This window comes from Reticulibacter mediterranei (assembly GCF_016587455.1).
The window spans coordinates 5,925,827-5,942,433 of record NZ_BNJK01000001.1 but is presented as its reverse complement, the minus strand read 5'-3'; the positions used below and the strand labels follow the sequence as shown (position 1 = coordinate 5,942,433).

General features: G+C 53.9%; 15 protein-coding genes. 9 read left to right on the top strand and 6 right to left on the bottom strand.

The window, feature by feature from the left end; genetic code table 11:
- The first annotated feature begins 4 nt into the window (after nt 1–4).
- Nucleotides 5–763 (top strand): sugar isomerase domain-containing protein, encoded by a 759-nt coding sequence (locus K3T83_RS25665; RefSeq protein WP_220205774.1) that lies wholly within the window; start codon nt 5–7, stop codon nt 761–763.
- Here the strand turns inward: K3T83_RS25665 and nagZ are convergent, their stop codons facing one another.
- The 4 genes from nagZ to K3T83_RS25645 form a co-directional block, all read right to left on the bottom strand.
- The gene (gene nagZ, locus K3T83_RS25660; protein ID WP_220205773.1) at nt 764–2,359 is read right to left on the bottom strand and encodes a beta-N-acetylhexosaminidase; all 1,596 of its coding nucleotides are present in this window, start codon (nt 2,357–2,359) and stop codon (nt 764–766) included.
- 47 nt (nt 2,360–2,406) lie between these two features.
- On the bottom strand, nt 2,407–3,330 hold the full coding sequence (locus K3T83_RS25655; protein ID WP_220205772.1) for a BadF/BadG/BcrA/BcrD ATPase family protein: 924 nt from the start codon (nt 3,328–3,330) through the stop codon (nt 2,407–2,409).
- A 25-nt stretch (nt 3,331–3,355) separates the two neighbouring features.
- Complete coding sequence (locus K3T83_RS25650; RefSeq protein WP_220205771.1) at nt 3,356–4,102, bottom strand: GntR family transcriptional regulator; 747 nt, start codon at nt 4,100–4,102, stop codon at nt 3,356–3,358.
- 424 nt (nt 4,103–4,526) lie between these two features.
- On the bottom strand, nt 4,527–4,694 hold the full coding sequence (locus K3T83_RS25645) for a hypothetical protein (protein WP_220205770.1): 168 nt from the start codon (nt 4,692–4,694) through the stop codon (nt 4,527–4,529).
- Between the two features lie 53 nt (nt 4,695–4,747).
- Between K3T83_RS25645 and nagA the strand changes: the two genes are divergently transcribed.
- Complete coding sequence (gene nagA, locus K3T83_RS25640; protein ID WP_220205769.1) at nt 4,748–5,947, top strand: N-acetylglucosamine-6-phosphate deacetylase; 1,200 nt, start codon at nt 4,748–4,750, stop codon at nt 5,945–5,947.
- A 247-nt stretch (nt 5,948–6,194) separates the two neighbouring features.
- Here nagA and K3T83_RS25635 read toward each other — a convergent pair whose 3' ends face one another.
- Nucleotides 6,195–7,226 (bottom strand): SIS domain-containing protein, encoded by a 1,032-nt coding sequence (locus tag K3T83_RS25635; RefSeq protein WP_236064989.1) that lies wholly within the window; start codon nt 7,224–7,226, stop codon nt 6,195–6,197.
- Nucleotides 7,227–7,829: 603 nt separating this feature from the next.
- On the opposite strand from K3T83_RS25635, the gene K3T83_RS25630 reads away from it, so the two are divergent.
- The 6 genes from K3T83_RS25630 to K3T83_RS25605 all read left to right on the top strand — a co-directional run bounded on the left by K3T83_RS25630 (nt 7,830) and on the right by K3T83_RS25605 (nt 14,422).
- Entirely contained in the window at nt 7,830–9,521 is a 1,692-nt protein-coding gene (locus tag K3T83_RS25630; protein WP_220205767.1) for an ABC transporter substrate-binding protein, read from the top strand.
- A gap of 81 nt (nt 9,522–9,602) precedes the next feature.
- Nucleotides 9,603–10,598, top strand: a complete 996-nt coding sequence (locus tag K3T83_RS25625) for an ABC transporter permease (protein WP_220205766.1) — start codon at nt 9,603–9,605, stop codon at nt 10,596–10,598.
- A 2-nt stretch (nt 10,599–10,600) separates the two neighbouring features.
- Nucleotides 10,601–11,548, top strand: a complete 948-nt coding sequence (locus K3T83_RS25620; protein ID WP_220205765.1) for an ABC transporter permease — start codon at nt 10,601–10,603, stop codon at nt 11,546–11,548.
- 2 nt (nt 11,549–11,550) lie between these two features.
- Nucleotides 11,551–12,690 (top strand): ABC transporter ATP-binding protein, encoded by a 1,140-nt coding sequence (locus K3T83_RS25615; RefSeq protein WP_220205764.1) that lies wholly within the window; start codon nt 11,551–11,553, stop codon nt 12,688–12,690.
- The gene (locus K3T83_RS25610; protein WP_220205763.1) at nt 12,690–13,766 is read left to right on the top strand and encodes an oligopeptide/dipeptide ABC transporter ATP-binding protein; all 1,077 of its coding nucleotides are present in this window, start codon (nt 12,690–12,692) and stop codon (nt 13,764–13,766) included. The genes K3T83_RS25615 and K3T83_RS25610 overlap by 1 nt, the downstream gene beginning before the upstream one ends.
- 278 nt (nt 13,767–14,044) lie before the next feature.
- A complete protein-coding gene (locus K3T83_RS25605) occupies nt 14,045–14,422 on the top strand; it encodes a hypothetical protein (RefSeq protein WP_220205762.1) in 378 nt (125 codons plus the stop codon).
- Between the two features lie 351 nt (nt 14,423–14,773).
- Here K3T83_RS25605 and K3T83_RS25600 read toward each other — a convergent pair whose 3' ends face one another.
- Nucleotides 14,774–15,487 (bottom strand): Yip1 family protein, encoded by a 714-nt coding sequence (locus K3T83_RS25600; protein WP_220205761.1) that lies wholly within the window; start codon nt 15,485–15,487, stop codon nt 14,774–14,776.
- Between the two features lie 380 nt (nt 15,488–15,867).
- Between K3T83_RS25600 and K3T83_RS25595 the strand changes: the two genes are divergently transcribed.
- Entirely contained in the window at nt 15,868–16,512 is a 645-nt protein-coding gene (locus tag K3T83_RS25595) for a DUF4870 domain-containing protein (protein WP_220205760.1), read from the top strand.
- Nucleotides 16,513–16,607 lie beyond the last annotated feature (95 nt).

Sequence of the window (16,607 nt, the reverse complement as noted above, 5' to 3'; positions counted from 1 at the left end):
ATCTATGGAAAACTCGCAGGTGAGTATAGAGTCGTTCTGGCAGGAAGTGTCGGCGATACTGGAACGCGTACGGCAGACTCAGACGGAGGCGATTCGTCAGGCAGCAGCAATCTTTGCCGATGCTATCGAACGGGATGGTGTGATTCAGGCGTATGGCACGGGACATTCGCGCGCATTTACTATGGAGATGGCCGGGCGCGCTGGTGGGTTGGTGCCGGTGAATCGGATCGATCTGGAAAATCTGGCTCTCTATAAGCATTGGTCGCTGGAACGCGTGGTCAGCCCGAATATCGAGCGGGATCTTGAGGCAGGGCAGGAGATTTTATCCTGCTATCCTATCGAGCCACAGGACGCATTTATTATCTCCTCCAACTCTGGCATCAATCAAGCGATTATCGAGGTTGCACTGCATGTCAAGCAGCATGGGCACCCTCTGGTCGCCGTAACCTCGCTGGTATCCTCGCGGCAGACGGCTTCGCGCCATGCTTCGGGTCACAAACTGTATGATCTGGCAGATGTCGTGATCGATAGCTGTATCCCCTATGGCGATGCGCTGTTAGAGATGCCCAATGGCGGCAAAGCCTGCGCTGGCTCCTCCATGAGTGGAGCGCTCATAGCCCAGATGCTCACCGCCGAAACGATTCGTCTCCTGCTTGCGCGTGGCAAAGAGGCTCCGGTCTATATCTCCTCCAATGTGCCGGGCGGGATCGAGAATAACCAGCGACTCGTCCAGCATTATGGGAATCGTATTCGTCCCGTGTAATTAGCTTATCCCCGGCAAGCTTACTGGCAAGTGTCCCTGCGCTTCACGCTCACCGAAGATCACATGTACAGCGGCAGTGAGCGCGGGTGGCGTGTATTCGTAAGAGGCGAGATAGGTGCCGAGTTGCGGGAAGGCGATCAGATCGTAAGGATTGTGGACGGCCAGACCGATCACGGGTTGACCAGATTGAACCAGCGCTTGCATCAGAGCGGTTTGTTGCGGGTCGAGATTGGCGTTGACCGTGATTGCCAGCACAATATCCGCTTCCCGCACCTGATTGAGCAGATCTTGCAGGTCGTCGCTTTGCACCTTAAAGGGATGAACGCTGACGTTGGCGTGGCGTTGCTGAACTTGCTGCACGAGATCATCAATTGCCAGCTTGCGATCAGCCACCTCCGTCCAGGCCTGTTTCACTGGATAGACGATGGCGAGGCGCTGTTTCGATTGCAATTGCAGCGGGATCAGCCCTTGCTGGTTTCTGACAAGCGTTGTCGAGAGCGCGTATGCCTGCTCGCTCAATTGTTGGTGCGCTACATTGCCAACCCATTGTAAATGGGCCTGGGGTGGCGTTTGATCTTCCCAGGAAAGATAGCGCTGCTTCAACTGGATGACGCGCTCAACCGCTTGTTGAAGCAGTTCGTGTGGCAGCTCGCCGGAGTCGAGCGCGGCTTTGATGGCGTTGATGCCTGCTCGTTGCCGCTCATAGAGATGCGAGATCAGGACCAGATCTATGCCTGCCAGCAGTGCCAGGACGCTTCCCCGTGCGATGCCGACGCCTTCAGAGATTGCTTTCATTTCCAGACAATCGGAGATAATCACGCCCTTAAAGCCCAACTGATCGCGCAACAGCCCGCGCAGGATAGCAGGCGAGAGCGTGGCCGGGAGCGCCTCGTCATGCGTGATGGCGGGAAAAGAGATGTGCGCGCTCATAATCATCGCCGCACCCGCTGCAATGCCGCTTTGGAACGGCACCAGCTCGACTTCTTCCAATCGTTGCAGGGCATAGGGAAGGATGGGGAGCGCTAGATGCGAATCGACTGCTGTATCGCCGTGACCGGGGAAGTGTTTGAGACAGGCTATCACACCGGCATCCTGCCAGCCTTTGACGGCGGAGCTGCCGAGGCGTGCGACCTGCTGGGGATCTTCGCCAAACGAGCGGTTGCCGATGACTGGATTGGCGGGATTGTTGTTGACATCCACTACAGGGGCGAAGTTCAGATTTACCCCCAGTTCCAGCAGTTCGTGACCGCCCGCACTCGCAATCTTATATGCCATTTGTTCCGATCCGATTGCGCCGAGAGCCATGTTGCCGGGAAAGATTGTTGCATCCGATCCCAGGCGGCGCACCGAACCATTTTCTTGGTCGATACCGATGAGCAGCGGGTGGCGATGCCCTGCTTCCCTGGCGATACGCTGCAACTCACTGGTTAATCGGCGTAGTTGTTGGGCATTCTGGATGTTGCGGGAAAATAAAATAATGTTGCCGACGTGATGGCGTTGAATCAGATCGATGATCTCGGGGGAAGGCGTCGGGCCAGGAAAACCTGCAACCAGCACCTGACCAATTTGTTCTTCCAGGCTCATGTTCAGAGGCATCGTGTTTGCATCCTTTCTGCATCCGCGACAACCGCAAGGGATTGTCGCTACGACGACGTGGCGAGATGGATCATTGCTCGTGCTGCGCTGAGGGCCGGATGTTCAACGATCACGACCTGACCAGTGGCCCTCTGCTGATGGATATGCTGCAAGAGGCGTTCGCGCAGGTCGGGTTCGTGAAGGAGCAAGCCACCACCCAGGGCCAGCGGCAGCTCCGTTGGGAGATCCAGCGCTTTGCTCACGGTTAGCGCTGCCAGGGCCAGTTCTGCGGCGGCCTCTTCGATTAGCGAGCGAGCTATGGCGTCTCCCTGGCCAGATGCTTGAAAGACACAGCTTGAGAGACGCGCTATCTCTGCTTTGTCGTCGTCGGGGTAGACAACACCAATCATAGCGTCAGCCTGCTCAAGTTGCCAGTGTTGGAGAATCAGGTCGAGCAGAAGTGTTGGCTCTCCGCGACCATCAGCAGCCCGTGCAGCTGCCTGCAACGCTCGTCGTCCAAGCTCATAGCCGCTGCCCTCATCACCCATCACATGTCCCCAACCGCCAGCACGCGCCTTTGCATCGTGCGCATCCCGTCCAAGCGCAATCGAGCCGGTGCCAGCGATGATAGCTACTCCCACAGCGTTGTCTAAAGCGCTAAGGAGCAGTTCGGCATCGTTGCTCAGGCGAACGATGGTGGCAAGCGAGCGGAGGTGAGGGAAGAGGGTCGTGTGGTCTTCTGGACGATCAAGCCCGGCCAGTCCCAGCCATGCGCTCTGAATGGAGATGGGACCGAGTGTTTGTGTTGCCTGCTCAACGGCGCTGTGAATGCTGGCGAGTGCCGGTTCCAGGCCAACGGCGGCGTAATTGGAACTGCCTGCAATGCCGCGACCGCGCTCCTGACCATCACCATCCACAAGAATTGCGAGCGTTTTGCTGCCACCGCCGTCTATGCCTAGATAATACTGCTGTGAAGCTGGTTTGGAGTACAAGTTGGCTCCCTCCTGCATGCGGCGGTTACGATATGAGTTGTTCGCGTTTCATGTTGGTGTAGAACGTGTACTTGCTGCCACAATAGACTGCTTTCGCATATTCGATGGGCTGGTCACGTTCTGTATAGGTGGTGCGGCGCGTGAAGAGGACGGGGCTGCCAGCCGGGATTTTCAAGAGTTGTTCCTCTTCGCGTCCGGCCAGACCAGCCTCCAACTCTTGTTCGGCTTCTAGCAAGGGGATGCCATATTTGGTCTCAAGCTGCCGATAGAGCGAGTTCTGCTCCAGATCTTCTTCTAACAACCGTTCGCAGCCGATAAAGTTCAGTTGCGATTGTTCGATTGCCAGTGGTTCGCCATCGGCCAGGCGCAGACGACGCAGGCAGAAGACCTGCTGCCCCTCTTTGATGCGTAGGCGTTCGGCGGTGTTCTCATCGGCGGCACACATGGTTGCAGAGAGAACTTTGGTGGCCGGTCGCTGTCCTCGCGCGCGAATATCCTCTGTGAAACCAGTGAGACGAATTAACTGTTGCGAGATTTTCAGGTGGCTGACAAAGGTGCCTTTCCCCTGTTCGCGATAAAATAGACCTTCGTTCACTAACTCAGTAATTGCTTGCCGTGCGGTCATGCGACTGATGCCATACTGCTCGCCCAGTTCGCGCTCCGAGGGGATAAGGTCGCCCGGTTTCCATTCACCGGTACGGATTTTCTCCCTCATGATCTCTTTCAACTGATAGTAGCGTGGGAGTGGGCCTTTTTTGAAAAGTGTGTTCATACATCCGTTCCAATCGTTTCCCTGGCTTCTCTGCAAGGCGTCTCTTGTTCCATCAGCGCGTCTAGACTGATAGAAAGGCAACTCCTCCAAAAATGACACGCAGAGCCATCGCCGCTAGCAATGCTCGTTATCAAGAATTCTGAGTTGTGTTACTGCCTGTACGCTTGCCTTTCTTTGCTATCAAAAGTGGTATAGAAAGTGGTATAATTGGTATATTGTATATACCACTTTCATATAGGTATCATCGCATACTTTTGCTGTTGCGTCAAGGTGAGCGAAAGCGACAACCGCAAGGGATTGTCGCTACGTGGGAACGGATCAAGGTGAGCGAGAGCGACAACCGCAAGGGATTGTCGCTACGTGGGAACGGGTCAAGGTGAGCGAGAGCGACAACCGCAAGGGATTGTCGCTACGTGGGAACGGGTCAAGAAGAGGTATATACAGTAGCGACAATCCCTTGCGGTTGTCGTAGCGACAATCCCTTGCGGTTGTCGTAGCGACAATCCCTTGCGGTTGTCAGTGTTGCATGAACCTGCGTTGAGGCTGTGTCGAGCAGCATTGAGGTTGAGGTCGTATCGAGGTTGATCGTCATGCAGGCATCTCATACCTCGCTATTCATAGTGTGTATGTAAAGGGAGAAGATCAATGCGTTTTACGTTACGTGGTCCACGTTTGGTCGATGCCACAACAGATATTGCTGTCGGCGACATTACTATCGATAACGCGCGGATCGAGACTATCGATGATTCACAGCATAATGCCGGGCAGGTGATCGACGCCTCAGATGTCGTCATCATGCCCGGTTTTATTGATGTGCATACGCATGGTGGAGGTGGCTTCAATCTGCATACAACCGACGCAGAGGAGATTCATTCTTATTTACGCTGGACTGCCAGTACGGGCGTCACTTCCTGCCTGATCGCAGTGGTTGGCGTTGCCAATGCTATTCCCAGCGAGCAGCTACACACGGCAGCCCAGGCGATTGAGCAGGCAAAACGGCTCGAGAGGCCCGTTGGCGCGGAGCCGCTGGGTATTCATCTGGAGGGGCCGTATATCAACGTAGCCCGTCGTGGTGCGCATCCACCCTCCTGGCTACGTATCCCCAATGAGTCTGAGACCGAAGAGGTGCTGGCGGCAGCAGGTGGTTATTTGCGCCTGATTACGCTGGCTCCAGAGCTACCAGGGGCAGCGACAATGATTCGGCGACTGATTGAGGCTGGTGTGACGGTAAGCATGGGACATACCGATATGGATTACGAGCAGGCGTTGGAAGCGATTCAGCTTGGCGCGACGCACATGACGCACTGTTTTAACGCGATGCGTCCCCTGCATCATCGCCATCCGGGACCGCTTGCTGCCGTCTCCGAATCGCCCCAGGTGTACGGCGAACTCATTGGCGATGGCGTGCATGTGCATCCTGCATTGATGCATATTCTGGTGAAGTTCCTCGGCCCTGAGCGTACGATCATCATTACCGATGCGCAAGGATGTGCGGGCATGCATGGAGGTACTTTTGAGTTTGCTGGTCAGCGCGTGCATATCGTTGATGGTGCCGCCCGTCTGGACGATGAGACGTTGGCCGGAAGCGTCCTGACGATGGACTTGGCGCTGCGCAATATGTTGAAGTTTGCCGGAGTCTCGCTCTCCGAAGCGGTACGGATGCAGACGCTCAATCCAGCGGAATCTGCGAAAGTGGCGGACCGCAAAGGACGTTTGCAGGCGGGCTATGATGCGGATCTGGTGATTATGGATCGCGACCTGAACCTGCAAGCCACGATCTGCCGAGGCGTGGTTACATTCACAACGGACCAGTGGCGCGAGCGTGTGGCATCACTAACAGTATAATTGGGAATGCCTCTGATTATGATGAGAGTGTCCTTTCTTTCATAGTGGAGCGATTTATCGCATAGGGCCGCATCACGGGTGCTTCCACCCACGCGATAAATCGCTCCACTACGAAAGAGGTCCCCGATCTTGGTTGTGAAAAATCATTATCGGGAGGGGATGCCACTTCTCCCCAGGCAGGGTGCGACCCCCCCGATAAATCGGGAAACTACGAAAGAAATTGAGAATATATAACAGAAACGCACATTTACAACGTTCGCGTGATCTTGTTTAATCCGCGCGGCACATCGGGATTGTAGCCCTTGCTGATGGTCAGGTGCATCGCCAGCAGTTGCCCCGGAATGATGGCGGGAGCCGGACTGAGCCATTCAGGAACGCCATCTTTAATGGGCAAAGAGGTTTTGGCTGCTGCCAGCGCCTTAGCAGAATCGGAAATGACCAGCAGTTCGGCCCCGCGCTGTTGTAATTCGCTGGTCAGTTCGAGCATATCCTGAAAGGTGGCTCCGGTTGGCATGATGAGGAGCGTTGGGGTGCCGCTATCGATGGTGGCGATTGGCCCGTGTCGGAAATCGGCTGACGAGTACGAGGTGGCCATCACGTAGGTCAGTTCTTTAAGCTTGAGGGCCAGTTCGTAGGAGGTGGAGTAGTTATAGCCACGCCCGATGACGACGCACTCCTCCATATAGCGATACCGTTCGGCCCGTTGTGCGATTTCGTCGTTCCCTTGTAGTGCTGCGGCGATGATGTCCGGCAATTGCTGCACTTCAGTCAGGCGTTGACGATCACCGTTCCAGGCAGCAGCAAAGAGCATCATGACGACCAGTTGAGCGAGATAGGTCTTGGTGGCGGCAACGCTGCGTTCGGGTCCGGCGTGTAGCTCAATGACGTGATCTGCCATTGCTGCCAGGGGAGAACTGCCATCGTTGGTAATTGCCAGCGTGGGACGGCCCTGTCGCTTCCCTTCTTCCAGCACGGCGATGATGTCGGGCGATTGTCCCGATTGCGAGATGCCAACAACTAGAGCGTTATTCATGCGAGGCGCTTTGTGATACATGGTGTGCAGCGATGGCGTGGCAAGAGCAACTGGATAGCCGCCAAACGTCGCCCAGGCGTATTGCGCATAGGTCGCGGCATGATCGGACGAGCCACGCGCGGCAATGATCACATAGTCAAAGGCGGGCAACTGGGCAACGATGCGTGTAATATGATCGGTTTCGCGTTCCAACAGGCGGGCAATGACCTCCGGTTGGCTGCGAATTTCCTGTTCGAGCAATGACATAACATCCTCCATGTACGGTAGGGGAACAGGATATCTGACACACCGGCAAATGGATGGGATCGTGTATGGTAGGGACGATGGCTTGTCCTCGCCCTGGGGCCACCATCGCCCCTACCATACACGAGTTGAGATCCGATACATTTACCAGATGCACCAATGGTTCTGTTCAGGCAGACTCGATATTCTTCCTCTACTATACTACAAAAATGGTCTAGTGGTCTAGATGTCTTGACAATACCCGTAATACAGAGTACAGTACATATATATCAATCTCTATCCGACGCAAGAGCATCGACCCGGCGATTACTCATTCTTCTTTTAAATGGTATACGATGAACCACTGCGACAACAGTTGAAAGAAGGAGGAAGGAGGAGTACAAACCCAGGAAGGGACTTCAGGTGAAAGACAACGCGGTTCACCTGCTTATCTATCGTTATCTCGTGTCACTGCATAGACCTGGATCTAACAATTGCGCAACGTCGCTCTGTTTGCATTCATTACTGATGCCCCGACAAATACTCATGTCCTGTTCATATTGTTCCGTTGTCCTGGTATTTTCTACGCTGATAAACACCCTGTTTATCGTTGTGAGGAGGTTTCAGATGACTTCCAATGCGCTTATAGCACGCTCTCGCTCACGGATGAAGGGCGGGATGCTTGCTTTCTCTCTCCTGGTTATTTTCGGACTGGTGCTGGCAGCTTGTGGTGGCTCTAGCGGCACCGGCAACTCTGCCAACAGCGCGAAAAAGACGACGCTAACGGTTGGCGCTCATGTTGGTGGCGACTTCACGCAGGCGCTCAGCCCCTACAATCCCTCTCCCAATGAAGGCATCCAGGGATTGGTATATGAGCCTCTGTACTATGTCAACAAGCTCGATGGATCGGAGACGCCTCTGCTGGCCTCCAGCTACACATGGAGCAGCGATCACAAGCAACTTACGTTCACGTTGCGGCCCAATGTCAAATGGTCCGATGGTCAGCCCTTCTCGTCCGATGATGTGGTCTTCACCTTCAATATGCTCAAGCAGTATCCAGCAGCAGATCTCAACGCGCTCTGGACCTATTTCAGCAGCGTCACAGCTCCCGACGCCAACACGGTGACGATCACCTTTAGCAAGCCCTATGTCCCACTGTTCTGGTATATCGGCGGCCAGACCTGGATTGTGCCAAAGCATATCTTCTCGACCGCTGGTGATCCCACCAAGTTTGCCAATGAGAAGCCTGTTGGCACCGGCCCCTTTACCTTTAAGAAATTTTCCCCACAGGTGCTGGTCTACGCCAAAAACCCCAGCTATTGGCAGGCCGACAAGGTGAAGGTCGAGCAGGTGCAGTATCCTTCGGTGAAGGACAATACGACGCTGCAACTCAAGATCGCGAAGGGCGAGATCGACTGGGGCGGCTTCTTCGCGCCCGATCTGGACAATACGTTTGTTGCCAAAGATCCAGCGCACAACCATTACTGGATGGCCCCAACCGATATGTTCACGATCTATGTTAACCTGACCAAAGCTCCTTTCAACCAGCTCGCGTTCCGGCAGGCGGTCAGCCTCGCACTTGATCGTACCCAGCTCTCGAAGCAGGCTGAAAGCGGTTATGTTGATCCCGCCAGCACCACCGGCCTGATCCTGCCCAACCAGAACAAGTTCCTCGATTCCACGCTGACCAACACTGTGCAGGCCTCGCCCGATAAGGACAAAGCGACTCAGTTGTTGCAGAGCGCTGGCTACACCAAAGGCGCTGATGGCATTCTGGCCGATAAGAGCGGCAAGAAGCTTTCCTTCAAGCTGGATGTTGTGTCTGGCTGGACCGACTGGGAGACGATGTGCCAGATTATCAAGCAGAACTTGAAAGATGTGGGCATCGATATCACCATCAACGAGATGCAGGATACCGCCTATTTCCAGGCTCGCAACAATGGCGACTACGACATGCTGATCGGCGGTCTCTTCGGTGGTCCCAGCCCGTTCTACCTCTATAATACCCATCTCAATAGCGCGAACCTTTCCCCCAAAGGCTACAATTGGGGGAAATGGCATGATGGCGAGACTGACAAGCTCTTGCAGCAATACGCATCCTCAACCGATGAGAACGTACAGAAGCAGGCCATTACCGGTCTCGAAAAGATCTATACTGAGAAGCTGCCAAACATCCCTCTGGTGAATGCCGCTTCCTGGTACGAATATACGACGAAGAACTTCACCGGCTTCCCTGATAAAGACCATCCATTCGCTGTTGGTGCTGCATATGCGGCTCCCGACAATGAGATTGTGGTTACGCACCTTTCACCCGCATAGGCGCACTGCACAACCCATGTGGAGGGATTCTCGCGGATCTCTCCACATCTGCGCGTTTTATATGAATAAGGAGTGTTTGCAATGCGCCATTTGATTCGTCGCATTTGCTTCTATCTGGTGGCTCTCTGGGCTTCGATTACCCTCAACTTTATTGTTCCTCGCCTGGCTCCTGGCAATCCGGCGGAATCGCTGCTGCTGCGTTTTGAACGCAAAGGGCCGGTGAGTCCTGAGACGTTGAAAGCGCTTCAGGCGTCGTTTGGCATCAACACAAGCGATCCGCTCTGGCTCCAGTATTTCCAATATCTGAACAATCTATTGCACGGCAATCTCGGCATCTCTTTCACCGCCTATCCCACGCCGGTTACGACCGTTATCTCACAGGGGATCGTCTGGACGCTGATCCTGGGCGCGGTCTCCGTTGTGATTAGCTTTGTGCTGGGCTGCCTGATCGGGATTGTGATGGCCTGGAAGCGCGGTTCTCTCCTCGATACGATCCTTTCTCCTGCAATGACCTTTCTGTCTGCGATTCCTTACTTCTGGCTGGCTCTGATTATCGTCTATATTTTTGGCTTCTCACTCGGCTGGTTCCCCTTTTCCGATGGCTATGATATAACGCTTGATGTTGGCTGGAATGGCGATTTTATTCTCAGTGCTATCTATCATGCTATCTTACCTGCTGTAACTATCGTGCTCTCGTCGGTCGCGGGCTGGATGCTGGTGATGCGCAATTCGATGATTATGACGCTTTCTGAAGATTATGTGTTGATGGCAAATGCGAAAGGTCTGCACTCTCTCCGCGTGATGTTTGCATATGCGGCTCGCAATGCGATCCTGCCCAATGTGGCCGGGTTCGCCCTCTCGCTTGGCTTTATCGTTGGTGGACAGTTGGTGACTGAGATTGTTTTCTCCTATCCAGGTATCGGCTATTCGCTATTGCAGGCCGTCCAGGGGCAAGATTACACGCTGTTGCAGGGCATATTTTTGATTATCGCTCTGGCCGTTTTGGGGGCGAACTTTTTAGCAGATTTGTTGTATACTGCGCTTGACCCTCGTGTTCGCCAGGGAAGGAGTGCATAGCTATGGGCAGGTCTTCTTCGATTCCGGTGCCACTGACGCTCGATCGTCCGGTCTATCTACGTGTGCTTGATGGCGTAGCGACCGTGTGGAGGGCACTGACTGTGAACCGCAAAGTGGCGGCAGGCAGTATCATCGTGGCCTTCTTTTTGCTGGTGGCCCTCTTCGGCCCCGTCTTCATTCATCAAGACCCCAATCTGCTCTCTAACGATGCGAACAAAGCTCCTTCGGCGGCTCATTGGCTGGGCACGACGAGTACTGGTCAGGATGTCTTCAACCAACTGGTTGTGGGAACGCGCTCATCGATCTTCTGGGGCTTCGTCACGGGTATCGCGGTGACGGTCCTCTCGGTGGTCGTTGGGCTGGTTGGCGGCTATCTGGGCGAACTCATCGACGAGGTCCTCTCGCTGCTGACCAACGTTTTCCTGATCCTGCCCGCTCTCCCGCTGGCAATTGTGCTGGCATCCTATTTCCCGCGCGGCCCACAGACGGTGGCGCTGGTGATTGTGGTGACAAGCTGGTCGTGGGGAGCGCGTGTGCTGCGGGCGCAGACGCTTTCAATGCGCAGTCGTGAGTTTGTGACTGCCGCTCGTGCTTGTGGCGAGAGCAATCTGCGCATCATTTTCTGGGAGATCCTGCCCAACGAGATCTCGATTGTAGCCGCAAACTTCGTCACCACCACGCTCTACGTCATCCTCGCCTCGGCAACGCTCGAATTTCTTGGCCTGGGTGATGCAAATGCGGTGAGTTGGGGAACGATGTTCTACTGGGCGCAGAAGGCGAATGCGCTGGTGCTGGGCCTCTGGTGGTGGTTCGTGCCGCCCGGCCTGTGTATCGCCGTTCTGGGTGCGGGACTGGCGCTCATTAACTTTGGCATCGATGAGATTGCGAATCCACGCTTGCGCACCGAACCCGGGTCAAAGATGCCCAAAAACAAAAAGGTGGTTGCTTAAATATGACAACAGATGCGCAGACCAACAACAAATTGCTTGAGGTCAATCATCTCAGCGTCGATTATTTCGCGGCCAACGGGACCGTTCATGCCGTCAATGATGTGAGCTTTACGCTGCAACGGGGCGAGATCCTCGGACTGGCTGGCGAAAGCGGGTGCGGCAAGTCAACACTGGCTTACGCTGTTTCTCGCCTGTTGCGCCCTCCTGCATATATTACCGATGGTGAGGTGCTGTACTATCCTCCACGCAAAGAGGAGACGGTGCAGAAGGTGGCGAAGCGTGGCGCGGTCAAACGGGTGCCAGGGGAGCCTGTCGATGTGCTGCAACTCTCAGCGGCTCAGTTGCGGGCGTTTCGCTGGAACGAGATGTCAATCGTCTTTCAGAGCGCGATGAACTCGCTTAACCCGGTCCTGACCATCGGCACGCAGATCATGGATGTGCTGAAGACGCACCGGCCTGAGATGGGAGCGGATGGGCGCAAAAAGCGTGCAATTGATCTGCTCAATCTGGTGGGCATCGCTTCGGACCGCCTGAACAGCTATCCCCACGAGTTGAGCGGTGGCATGCGACAGCGAGCGGTGATTGCAATTGCGCTGGCCCTCAATCCCGAACTGATTATCATGGATGAGCCAACGACGGCCCTCGACGTGGTGGTGCAGCGCGAAATTCTCCAGTTGATTAGCGGCCTCTGTCGTGAGTTCTCGACTGCCTTGATCTTTATTACACACGACCTGTCATTATTATTAGAACTGGCCGATCAGATTGCGATTATGTATGCAGGCAAGATGGTGGAAAAGGCGCCAAGCAAAGATATTTATGAGCATCCGCGCCATCCCTATAGCTTTGGCCTGCTCAACTCGTTCCCCAGGTTGCACGGCCCCTTGCAAAAGATGGTGGGCATTCCTGGCTCTCCACCCGACCTGCGAGCAGTGCCATCCGGTTGCCCCTTTCACCCGCGCTGTCCGCTGGCGTTCAATCCTTGTTCAAGTGTTGTGCCAGTCTTGCAGCCCGCGCTGGCAGAGAACCCGGGGCAGCTTGTTTCTTGCCTGCTGTACGATAAACGGGCGCGGGAGGCCGCACCGCCAACAATGGAAGAATTTACGCAACGCTATGGAACGCTGGCAGAAGGGAGTAATGCCTGATGGATATGCTCAATCAATCGGCAACGATGCCGCGCAGTGATCGGGGCAAGCAGCCTGTGTTGGAGGCCGAACATTTACGCAAAGATTTCCCCCTTCGGCAGTTTCGGCTCTTTAGCGCCCCGCAAGCCGTTCACGCGGTCGATGATGCGTCGCTGGCCCTCTATCCTGGGCGAGCATTGGCATTGGTGGGAGAGAGTGGCAGCGGCAAGACGACGGTTGCGCGTATGCTGGCGCGTCTCTACGATCCCACATCTGGCACGTTGCGCTTTCGTGGTGAGCCGGTCAAACTGGCTGGTGGGGCCGCTCTGCGCGAATATCGCCGCCATATCCAGCTAATCTTTCAAGATCCCTTTGGTTCGCTCAATCCGGTGCATAATGTCCACTATCACCTCAGCCGCCCGTTGCGTATCTATAAGCATGTTCGCACGGCAGCGGAGGAGCGGGAGCAGGTGCTTGCGCTTTTGCGGCGTGTGAGCCTGACACCTGCCGAGCAGTTTATCGAGAAGTATCCTCATCAGTTGAGCGGTGGACAACGACAGCGTATCGCGATTGCGCGTACCCTGGCCGTACAGCCAGAGGTGTTGCTGGCAGACGAGCCGGTCTCGATGCTCGATGTTTCGATTCGCCTCGATATTCTCAATTTGCTGCTGCGGCTGAAGGATGAGGAGCAACTGGCATTCCTCTTTATCACGCACGATATCGCCAGCGCGCGCTATTTCGCGGAGGATACGGTGGTGATGTACGCGGGCCAGATGGTGGAGGGAGGATCGAGCGAGGAGATCACACAGCGCCCCAAGCATCCCTACACGCAATTACTGCTCTCTGCCGCGCCTGACCCCGACCGTGTGAAGGCGGGACATCTGGCGACCATCCCGGAGCGTGGCGAGATTCCCAGCCTGATTAATCCACCAAAGGGATGTCGCTTTCATCCTCGCTGCCCACACGTTATGCCAGTCTGCCGCGAACGTTTCCCCAAAAAGACCGATCTTGGTGCTGGACATTGGACCAACTGCTTCCTCTACGGCGATGGCGGCGTAAACCCGACCGGCACGCAGGTAGCTGATCAAGGACGGTAATGTGTTTCGTAGTGGAGCAGCTTGTAGTGTGGCTCCCCCCAACGCGATACATCGCTCCACTACGAAACGGGGAGGGTTGTGTAATTTATCGCGCATGTGTTGTGTTGTGGTAGAAAAATGATGCTCAAGCGATACTTGAATCATTGGCAAAATAGAGCGTCATCTGCTAGTATAGAGGCATGATTGGCGGAGGACGATTGTGGGAGGGAAGTAGAGAATATCAAAAGAATCTGTTATACTGAAATAGAGACGTTGGGTCTTGGGAAAGGTGGTTTAGAATGTTGTCTTCTGAAGAAAGGTTGACGGCTTTGGAGCAATCACAAAAGCGAGTTGGTGTGAACATCGACGAGATCAACCGTCATATGACCATATTGCTTGGTATCGTATCCAAACAAGAGATGGATATCAAAGAGATCAAGACAAGTGTTGGGTCTATTGATACGCGCTTGGGGAATATCGAAGGTCGTTTTGCCATTCTGGAGAGCCGTTTCGGATCACAAGAGAGCCGTTTAAATTCACTGGAGAACCGTCTGGATACGTTTGAGCAAAACGTAAACAGCCGCTTCGAGAAGTTGGAGGGTCGTTTCGAGAAGCAGGATGAGAAACTTGACAATGTGGTCGTCTTGCTCAATACACTGATTGCTCAACGCAGTTAAACGTTGATGATAGGGAAGGGAAGGTAGGTGTTCTTTCCCTTCCCATTGGTGGTGGTATGAACGCTTTACTCACGCCAGTAATGCGATGCTTGAAGCTCATCACGAAACTCGCGTACCACCTTTACATCCCCATAGCCAGCTTGCTCGATCTCGCTTAACAGTTCGTTGCCTCATCTTTAACTTTTTAGGGGCGATGTGGTCTTGTTTTTTTGCTTTCACGTGCTTACAATTAAGAGTGCTGTACATCGGTTCTGGTTCGTTCCCGTAGGACTTCAAGGCAAAATTCATTATCGCTCCACTACGACGCAATAGCTCATCAGGTTACTTGAGAAGATGAGCTATTCCAATTGTTTAGCGGTGCGTACTCATCATCAGACCAACGGCAATAGCGCCTATCACACAAGCAAGCACGATGAGCGCGATGGGCAAGATGAGTACAGCCAGCGTCGCTTTGCCTCCGCTCAAGCGATGCACCGCCATCGTCATAAAGACCAGAAGGACAATCTCATAAATGCTAACCGCGAAGCCCAGGTATTTGAGGAAAGGGATCATGCTCAGCACGAGCGAAACGACACCCAGTGGCACATAGAACAACATATAGCTGTAGCAATACGCCAGGAAGGTTCCCTGCCCACCAAAGGCTTTTGCGATCAAATGATAGATCCCCGTTCCAATAAAAAAGCTCAACGGCGTCAGGATAATATAGCTCAGGGGGAACACGCCAGAAAAGCTCCGCATAATCTGCACGCCTTGCGGCAAAGTGTTCATCCCAGGGTAAGAGAACATGGTTACATTGAAGATAACCAGGTTAGCGATTACACTGATGACGGTAAAAATCGCAAGCTGGACCCAAACAATATCCCAGGACGCTTTCCCCTGCTCCTGAGCGAAGGTAGCTGCCCCAGGTCTAGTCACAACGCGCACATATTGGTCCGGCAATTGACGAATAGCTTCTGACAATGGCAAAGGTGTAACTGGTGGAACGTCAACAGGCATTCCATATTGAGGAGGTGGCGGGGGCACCGGAGTTCCAAAGTTATTTTCAGGATCGGGTCCAATAGACATATGATTTACTCCTTTTCAGCATGAAAATGTGAACAGCGCTGAAAGTCCGGTTAAGAAAAATGCACAGCAATCACTTACAATCAGACGCAAAATTCTCATTCACATCAAATCTACGGACATCATAAAGTAGTACGTTTCGAGGTAACTGTTTGTTCGAGATTCTCTTTCCTGGTATTTCCGGTACCAGGAGAAAACCGTCTGCCGAATTCGCGTGGAATATGTTATAGTAGTGCCAACATAACGGCGGAAAGTCGCCTGCACCCATCCTCCGAAAAGTAAAACTCGCTCTCATTCTTTCTCATTGGCAAAGCATTCAACCTTTCAGAGGATGCGGCGTATTAAAAAGGTGAGATGTCTTTTCGCAAGAAAGAGGACCAGGCATGAGTATAAATTCTAATGAAGGTCAAAATTCTGACCAGAACAACTCGTATGGTGGTTATGGCGGCGGGTATAGCGGGGGATATCAAGCACCATCTTCTGCTCAACAGCCTTATGATCCCAATGACCCATACGCTGATCGTTCTGGACAGGGCACCTATGCGGGGTACGATCAACAACAAGCCAGCTCCGGCCAGCAACAGCAGCAGCAACAAGAACAAACGTTTTACCAACCGCCGGAGAGCGCCACAAAAAGGCAGAGAACACATGCTTCTTCTAGCGCCTCTAGTATGAAGATGGAACCCAACAAGGCGGCCATTTTTAGCTATGCTCTGGGATGGGTAAGCGGGCTGGTCTTTTTGGTTATGGAGCGAAAAAACAGCTTCGTGCGCTTTAGTGCCGCGCAATCATTCCTGTTCTTTGGTGGTGTGACCATCCTACAGGTTATTATCCGTCTCATTGGCGCGATCCCTTTCCTCGGCACTATTCTCCTGGCACCAATTCTGGGCTTGATTGGAACGGTCATTACGGTTGCGGCATTGGCAACCTGGCTCTTCCTGATGTTTCAGGCATATCGCGGCGCCAAGGTGAAGATCCCCATTGTGGGCGATTATGCGGAAGCATTAGTAGCAAGATTCACCAAATAATGCAGGCGATTACCCAGAAGCATTGATAGCAAGCTTTAGCAGGTAAACGGAGAAGCACCATCGCTCCTTCTATGGGCCAATGTACGTTGTAAGAT

What these genes read in the sequence shown, in the direction of transcription:
- K3T83_RS25665 (WP_220205774.1), top strand. Translation starts at nt 5, where the DNA reads ATGGAAAACTCGCAGGTGAGTATAGAGTCGTTCTGGCAGGAAGTGTCG.
- nagZ (WP_220205773.1), bottom strand. Translation starts at nt 2,359, where the DNA reads ATGCCTCTGAACATGAGCCTGGAAGAACAAATTGGTCAGGTGCTGGTT.
- K3T83_RS25650 (WP_220205771.1), bottom strand. Translation starts at nt 4,102, where the DNA reads ATGAACACACTTTTCAAAAAAGGCCCACTCCCACGCTACTATCAGTTG.
- K3T83_RS25645 (WP_220205770.1), bottom strand. Translation starts at nt 4,694, where the DNA reads ATGACGATCAACCTCGATACGACCTCAACCTCAATGCTGCTCGACACA.
- nagA (WP_220205769.1), top strand. Translation starts at nt 4,748, where the DNA reads ATGCGTTTTACGTTACGTGGTCCACGTTTGGTCGATGCCACAACAGAT.
- K3T83_RS25635 (WP_236064989.1), bottom strand. Translation starts at nt 7,226, where the DNA reads ATGTCATTGCTCGAACAGGAAATTCGCAGCCAACCGGAGGTCATTGCC.
- K3T83_RS25630 (WP_220205767.1), top strand. Translation starts at nt 7,830, where the DNA reads ATGACTTCCAATGCGCTTATAGCACGCTCTCGCTCACGGATGAAGGGC.
- K3T83_RS25625 (WP_220205766.1), top strand. Translation starts at nt 9,603, where the DNA reads ATGCGCCATTTGATTCGTCGCATTTGCTTCTATCTGGTGGCTCTCTGG.
- K3T83_RS25620 (WP_220205765.1), top strand. Translation starts at nt 10,601, where the DNA reads ATGGGCAGGTCTTCTTCGATTCCGGTGCCACTGACGCTCGATCGTCCG.
- K3T83_RS25615 (WP_220205764.1), top strand. Translation starts at nt 11,551, where the DNA reads ATGACAACAGATGCGCAGACCAACAACAAATTGCTTGAGGTCAATCAT.
- K3T83_RS25610 (WP_220205763.1), top strand. Translation starts at nt 12,690, where the DNA reads ATGGATATGCTCAATCAATCGGCAACGATGCCGCGCAGTGATCGGGGC.
- K3T83_RS25605 (WP_220205762.1), top strand. Translation starts at nt 14,045, where the DNA reads ATGTTGTCTTCTGAAGAAAGGTTGACGGCTTTGGAGCAATCACAAAAG.
- K3T83_RS25600 (WP_220205761.1), bottom strand. Translation starts at nt 15,487, where the DNA reads ATGTCTATTGGACCCGATCCTGAAAATAACTTTGGAACTCCGGTGCCC.
- K3T83_RS25595 (WP_220205760.1), top strand. Translation starts at nt 15,868, where the DNA reads ATGAGTATAAATTCTAATGAAGGTCAAAATTCTGACCAGAACAACTCG.